Annotated in this window: 5 protein-coding genes; 1 reads left to right on the top strand and 4 read right to left on the bottom strand. The window is 44.7% G+C overall.

From position 1 onward, the window contains the following. Positions 1-276 precede the first annotated feature (276 nt). Positions 277-1,632: an L-lactate permease gene (locus ACP5KC_RS08070; RefSeq protein ID WP_428287219.1), complete on the bottom strand. Its 1,356-nt coding sequence runs from the start codon at positions 1,630-1,632 to the stop codon at positions 277-279. A 111-nt stretch (positions 1,633-1,743) separates the two neighbouring features. Between ACP5KC_RS08070 and ACP5KC_RS08065 the strand changes: the two genes are divergently transcribed. Next, positions 1,744-2,244 carry a hydrogenase maturation protease gene (locus ACP5KC_RS08065; protein ID WP_052883698.1) on the top strand — a complete coding sequence of 167 codons (501 nt, stop codon included), beginning with the start codon at positions 1,744-1,746 and terminating at the stop codon, positions 2,242-2,244. A 59-nt stretch (positions 2,245-2,303) separates the two neighbouring features. Here ACP5KC_RS08065 and ACP5KC_RS08060 read toward each other — a convergent pair whose 3' ends face one another. The 3 genes from ACP5KC_RS08060 to ACP5KC_RS08050 form a co-directional block, all read right to left on the bottom strand. After that, positions 2,304-3,941 (bottom strand): ABC transporter permease, encoded by a 1,638-nt coding sequence (locus ACP5KC_RS08060; RefSeq protein WP_424738846.1) that lies wholly within the window; start codon positions 3,939-3,941, stop codon positions 2,304-2,306. Positions 3,942-3,950: 9 nt separating this feature from the next. Continuing rightward, a complete protein-coding gene (locus ACP5KC_RS08055; protein WP_428287218.1) occupies positions 3,951-5,033 on the bottom strand; it encodes an ABC transporter ATP-binding protein in 1,083 nt (360 codons plus the stop codon). A gap of 91 nt (positions 5,034-5,124) precedes the next feature. Then, positions 5,125-6,540, bottom strand: a complete 1,416-nt coding sequence (locus tag ACP5KC_RS08050) for an extracellular solute-binding protein (protein ID WP_424740933.1) — start codon at positions 6,538-6,540, stop codon at positions 5,125-5,127. Positions 6,541-6,630: the final 90 nt, after the last annotated feature.

Here is a 6,630-nt window from a genome sequence, read left to right as displayed (position 1 = left end):
GGGTTATCGCTCAGCGCGTTAAAAATAAATATAAGGGGGAAGAAAGGAGGGTTGCTATAATCTAACCCTATCCCCGGGCGAGGTTACCCTCCCTTCCCCCTGCTACCTTCATTAAACTTCCCTATTTATTTGCTTCGACTTTTTCCATGTAGATTTTTCAGATCTTTATCCTCTTTTATTAGAATACATTACTAAAATAAACGAATCCTCTTGAGCGAAATAACTGAAGGATAAATCGTACCATGTACCAAATTAATTTCTAGGGGGCATCTCATCCTAGAGAATTCTCAGAACAGCTGTAATCGTCAATGATAAGACTAGTAGCAGTATCATTAAAGCACTCCTTCTAAAAACCTCACTCTCTATCTTTGACCCCCCTGTCGTAGATGCCGCTATCGCTATCTTCGCCGGGGCAAGCCCGCTCCCCAGACCGGCGCCAGCATTTTGCAACGTTAAAACAAACACTGGGTCGATGCCGGCAAAGTCACTATATGCCATCTGAAGTGCACCCAGTAGGAAATTACTGTTAGTCGCGCTGCCCGTAATAAAGGATCCTATAAGGGCTACGAAGGGAACTATGACCGTATACCAGTTTCCGGATAGAGATGCTATCAGCCTTGCAAGAGATATTGCATATCCAGCCTGCTTTGACAGCTCGGCTATTACAGAGAAGGCGACAATGCTTAGAAGCGTGTTCCTCGTCATTTTCACTGCTCGCCTGACTTTGTCCAGTATTCCCACTCTATTCCAAAAAGCCAGTAGCGTGGCTGTTAGGATCGTGGAAAGGGTCACCCACACTAAGCCTCTAAGCCCGATAATGCTTAGGACGATGACTATTACTGATAGCAAGAGGTAGGGTAGAAGACCTTTGATTACGCTGACTGTGGGCGAGAATCCCTGCGTGATAAGAATACCCACAGTAAAACCCGTTAAACCAAGTAAAATAGCCGTATAGAGACCTGCCCCTGCAAAGATATATGTCGAGAAGGCTAGGAGCAAAGCAATCGAGAATGCCTTAAAGGAGGGCCTCACCATCAGACCTATAGTTATGACGGTTAATGCTAGAGGAATTGTAAGTAAATGTGCGGTTTCCATGGCTAGAGGACGGGCATCCACACCTGTGACGCCTGACAATACAAGAGTGGGGACGCCAAGGCTCGCAAAGGGGACAGCCCATGCATGTCCAAACATCGGGAGCGTTGTCGCCATAAGGGCAGTGGTCCCCAGGTTCAAGAGTATTGGTGCTGTTACAGCGGGTGAAACTCCATAACCTGACATGCTTTCAATATATCCTGAGAAGAAGACAGCCAAGTAGAGCTCCGTCCCCTTACCCGGTTTTATGTTTCTCCGGAGAGAGTCTAGATAGCCAAGCGATATATAGTTGACATAGAAGAAGATTGCAGCCAAGATAAGCAGGGATATCTGGACACCGGTCCACGCTCCGTTATAGAGAGAGCTTACGAGCACTGGGGTTTTGGCTTGGCTGATCGCTAGGATGCTTCCCAGGGCGAGTGTTATGATTGAGGTAGATAAAACGTTCTTCCTGAAGAGCCCTAGAAGGATTAGTGGAGTTATTATTAGGAGGAGACCGGCGATAGCGTCAATGCTTAGTGCCTCTGTCATGACTCTCATGTTCAGAGTCCATACTCGATATTATACATATTCATTTTTTACAACTTTAAGGTTTGCCTCCAGGCAAGACATATCTTAAGGTTTCCTTAGATAATATGATGAAAGAAGGTTATGAACGACGGGTGCAGGGGCCATAAAGAGCTTGAGGAGCTACTCGAAACGCTGAAAGGATTAAGGGTGGTTTTTGTCGGGATAGGAAATCCTCTAAGTGGAGACGATGGAGTCGGATTTTATGTCGCTAGAAAGCTGATTAAAAAGGGCTTCGGTGAATACGTAGTCGTAGCGGGCCCTAACCCGGAGCTCCATATACGTAAAATTAAAGAGAAGAAACCTGATGTACTCATACTTATCGATGCTGTGGACATGGGCCTCAAGCCGGGATGCATATTGGTTGCCCCGGTACCTGGATCAGAATTTAAACCCGTACCAATTAGCACGCACTCCATCCCTCTAGCCATATTAGTGGATATGCTTCAGGTAAAGACCTATCTTATTGGAATCCAAGTGGAAAAAATAGAGTTCGGAGCAGAGATGTCACGAAGTGTTCGTGAGGCGGGAGACACAATAACAGAAATAATAACGTCAATGCTTTCAGACCGGGACGTGGCTTGACAATTTTGCTTGAGAATAATTGTGAAAACCTCCCACAAGGACCAGGGAAGTATTGTTGCTTATTTTCGAGACGCTAATCTCATGGCTAGGACAGCTAGCAATGCTGAGGCAAGGAAAAGGATTACAGCGTATGCGGCCGCGATGTTCAACTCGCCTGCCGTTATGGCGACGAACATCTGGATTGTTATGGTCTCCCAGCCAGGCCTGTAAAGGAATAGCGAGGCTGTTAGCTCGTTCACTATCTCGATAAATGAGAAGATTGTTCCGGCGAGAATGCCGTAAATAGCGTTGGGAACCACTATCTTTAAGAATGCCCGCGACGGGGTCTCGCCGAGTACGTATGCTGCCTCTTCTAACGTTTTCCTAATTTGTAGGTAAGAAGCGTACGAGTAACGAAGTGTGTAGCTTATTCTCCTGGTAGCCAGCATGAGAGGCATTATGATCCACACAGAACCCAGCAATCCCGCTAAGGGTATGTCTTTCTTGAAGGCGAACAGATAGCTAGTTCCTATTACTATACCTGGAACTATGAACATCATTGAGAGTGATGCATCGATAAAATCGTTTAAAGGATGTCTCGTGCGGACAACAAGATAGGCTCCAAACATTCCTGTTAGAAAGCAGATCAAAGTACCAGTGATTGCATAGAGAGCCGTGTTGATAAATGGTGTGCTTCTGGACAGTATTGTTTGGAAGTTTTCAAGTGAGTATACTGTAGGAAAAGGAGTGAAGCTCCAGACCTTTGAAAAGCTGATGATGAACACGTATGCATGGGGGAGCAAAGCGAGCGTGATCATAAGATAGATGTACATTGCCCGAAGCTTAGCCGCTACCCCCCTAAGCGGTATCTCCTCGACAGGGCGTGGAAGGCGAAGACTTGCATATTCCTTCGTTGTGAGATAGCGCTTAGTAACGAAGAAAAGGGCTAAGACGATCATCAACATAAAGAAAACCATATAGGCTCCAGTCCGGACTCTAGACTCGTCTATTGCTTGCTGTATGTTGACGAATGCTTGTGGCGCTAGAAGTTGGTACTGGCCTAAGACTATAGGCGTGGCGTAGTCTGTGAAGGAGAATGAGGCTACCATAAACAACCCTGTTATCAGCCCAGGCATAAGTCCTGGAAGTGTAACTGTAATAAAACGCCGTAGAGGGGCAGCTCCCAGGGACTCTGCAGCTTCCTCAAGCGTCCTATCTAGTTTAAGCAGACTGTTATAGACATTAATGGCGATCCAAGGGAAGAGAGTGAGCACCTGTACGAGTATGACTCCGTGAAGGCCATATATGAAGTTGATTGGGCGATCTATAATTTTAGCCTCGAGGAGAAGCAGATTTAAAGTTCCAAATCGTCCCAGCAGGAATATTATAGATAATGCTCCAACGAATGGTGGCACCATTGTAGGCATGAATGTTAAGGGTAATATTACGCTTTTACCAGGTATTCGATACCTGTGAAGGAAATATGCGTAGGGAACCCCAACAATAGTTGTAAATATGGTGGTGATTATGGTTACATAAATTGAGTTGTTAAGTGAGATTCGAAAGAGGTCGCTTGAAAGAAAGGAGAAAATTTCATTTATACTTCTAGGGGACAGAACAAAAACAGTGAAGTAGACTAGAGGATAAAGGATGAAAAATATGACGTAAGCTATCAGTATCCCTCTCACTATGTCAGTGAAGCTATACTTTCCAATCATCTCCAATCTTCACCCGGTGAGAATCCTGATGTTAGAAGCAGGTATTCTGACGAATACTCTGTCTTGTGGTGAAAACTTCTCGCGGAAGAGTGGATTATGAAGCTCTACTCTTATCCTTTTTTCACCAACAGCGACGTCTGCTCGTAAGATATTTCCTAGAAACTGCACAGCATCGATCATGCCCTCGACTATCGTAGACTCGTTATCTTCACGAGGCTTTACCTTTGATACCTCTACCATCTCAGGCCTAAATATAAGGTAGACCTCGCTGCTACTTTTTACATCTTGGTCGCTAGATACGAGAACTCGGCCGATCTCGCTATCAACTTCTATTAGGTGTCTACTCTCATCCATCCCATTAATTCTTCCCTTAATTATATTCACTTGCCCTACAAAGTCTGCGACAAATAGAGTCTTTGGATGATAGTAGATTTCGAAAGGTGTACCAATTTGTTCTACTCTTCCATGGTTCATAACCACTATTCTATCCGAGAGTACAAGCGCTTCCTCTTGGTCATGTGTCACGTAAATTGATGTAATGTTAAGCTTCTTTTGGAGTTTTCTTATCTCGGTTCTGACGTTTATGCGTATCTTGGCATCTAAATTACTTAGAGGCTCGTCTAAGAGCATTACGCTTGGATTGATAACAATGGCTCTCGCAAGAGCTACACGTTGTTGCTGACCACCACTGAGCTGATGGGGGTATCTGTCTAATAATTCCTCTATACCTAGAAGCCTGGCAACGCCTCTTACGCGTTCCTTTATCTCTCTTTGTTCTACTTTTCTAAGCCTAAGACCATATGCTATGTTGTCGTAAACTGTCAGGTGAGGCCAAAGTGCATAATCCTGAAAGACAAGACCCACGTTACGTTCCCAAGGGTTTTTATCAGTTACATCCTCGGAGTCAAAGTACACTTTTCCTTTAGTGGGTTTATAGAGGCCACTTATTACCCTGAGAAGTGTGGTTTTCCCACATCCGCTAGGCCCTAATAGGGTAACCATCTCTCCTTCTCTCACCTCAAGGTCTACTCCCTGTAGGGCCTTAACGTTTCCAAAAAGCATCCATACGTCTTCAACGCGAACAGAGACCATATTATCTCCCTTTAATCCATCACGCTTATCATAGAGAACCATTTAAAGATGATGCCAAAAAACATTAAACATTATCTTTTTTATTACACTATCATTGCTTTTGTGACTTCTTTTTCCTCTGCGAGTACACATAGTATGCTGCTCCAACGATTACAATGGCAATCACTATGTATAGGGCTATGTCTGTGGCTGAGGGACCCTTAGGAGCCGTAGCGGCTATATTGACAGCCTCCAACGCGATGCTTTTTGCCTGTGCATAATTCCCCTTGTTAAAGAGCTGTATGGCCTCCTGGAGTTTCGCCTCGGCCTGGGGCACACCGGCCACCTTCGTCTTAGCGTCAAGGATAGTAGCCCAGGCATCCTTCAGCTCGTTGTGTTTAGCTACTATTGTGTCATCAAACTCTTTGGCTACCTGGTTGTAGATGCTCTCAGCAAAGGTGAAGTTGTAGAACTGTACATTCTTGAAGGATTGTAGGTAATCATATATCGTATCTTTCCCGCCAAGAAACTCTTTCAAAATAGCAGCGGGTGAACCAGGTGGACCGTCAATTTTAACATCTGGGAGCACTGGAATTCCGCCAGCGCTAAGAGCTGCCTGCTGTGCATCAGGAGTATACCACCAGTCTAGAAACGCTTTAGCGATGTTGGGGTGAGGAGCTCCTTTTAGAAGTGAAACTCCCGATACTATGAAGCCTGTGGGATCCATATACATTCCAACAGGGTAACCCTGGGCCTTAGCAAAAATTGCGCCTTGGCTGTATGTAAAGCCCACCGCGTATTCTCCTTTCTGGACAAGCTCTACGACATCAGCGCTCCTCTGAACAAATGTGCCAACATTTGCAGCTAGTTGCCGCCAGAACGCCCATCCTTTGTCCAAGCCTTCACGTTGCATTATAACTGCAACGTTGATGAAGGTCGATGAAGATCTTGAAGGAGTACACATCACTATTAAATCCTTCCACTTTGGATCGAGAAGTTCCTCCCAGGTCTTAGGAGGCTGGAGTCCAAACTTATTCAATACTTCTAGGTTATACATTGGCCCATGTCCCCACCATAGCTTAGGATGCCACATTTCGTCTGGATCTTTCAATGGAAAACCCATGAATACGGAGGGGAGGCGGTCATAATAAGGCGAGTTTGGCTTGTACCTCTCAAGTAGACCTTGTGCCTTGACTTTCCAGTGATAGATGAGGTCACCACCAAAGAATATATCTGCGTCTGGCTTTCCGCCCCAGGCTATAATTCTGTTCATGGCCTCTGGAGAACCGACCTGTATGAGTTGAACCTTTACATCTACTCCTAACTTTTCCTTCGCGTATTTCTGAAACGCTGGAATTATAGCATTAAGAAGATTCTTGTTCGAAGGCGTTATGAGGACAAGAGTATTCTCGTATTGTTGTCCATAGAGGTTTAGCTGACTGTTCTTTAGTTGAGCTGCCAAACCCGTGGATGATAGGAATAGTAATGCTATAGGAAGTAGTGCCAAGAGTTTCTTTTTTCCTGCCATACATTAAGTAGTTGGTTTAGGGTATTTATATTCTTTACTGGAAAATTTAAAACTTTTATAGCCTATCTATTATTTCGTTTTATTAACCAT

It is taken from the genome of Infirmifilum sp. (assembly GCF_049970975.1).
Classification (GTDB): Archaea; Thermoproteota; Thermoprotei; order Thermofilales; family Thermofilaceae; genus Thermofilum; species Thermofilum uzonense.
The sequence above is the reverse complement of the archived record's forward strand: the minus strand, read 5'-3'. Positions and strand labels throughout refer to the sequence as shown.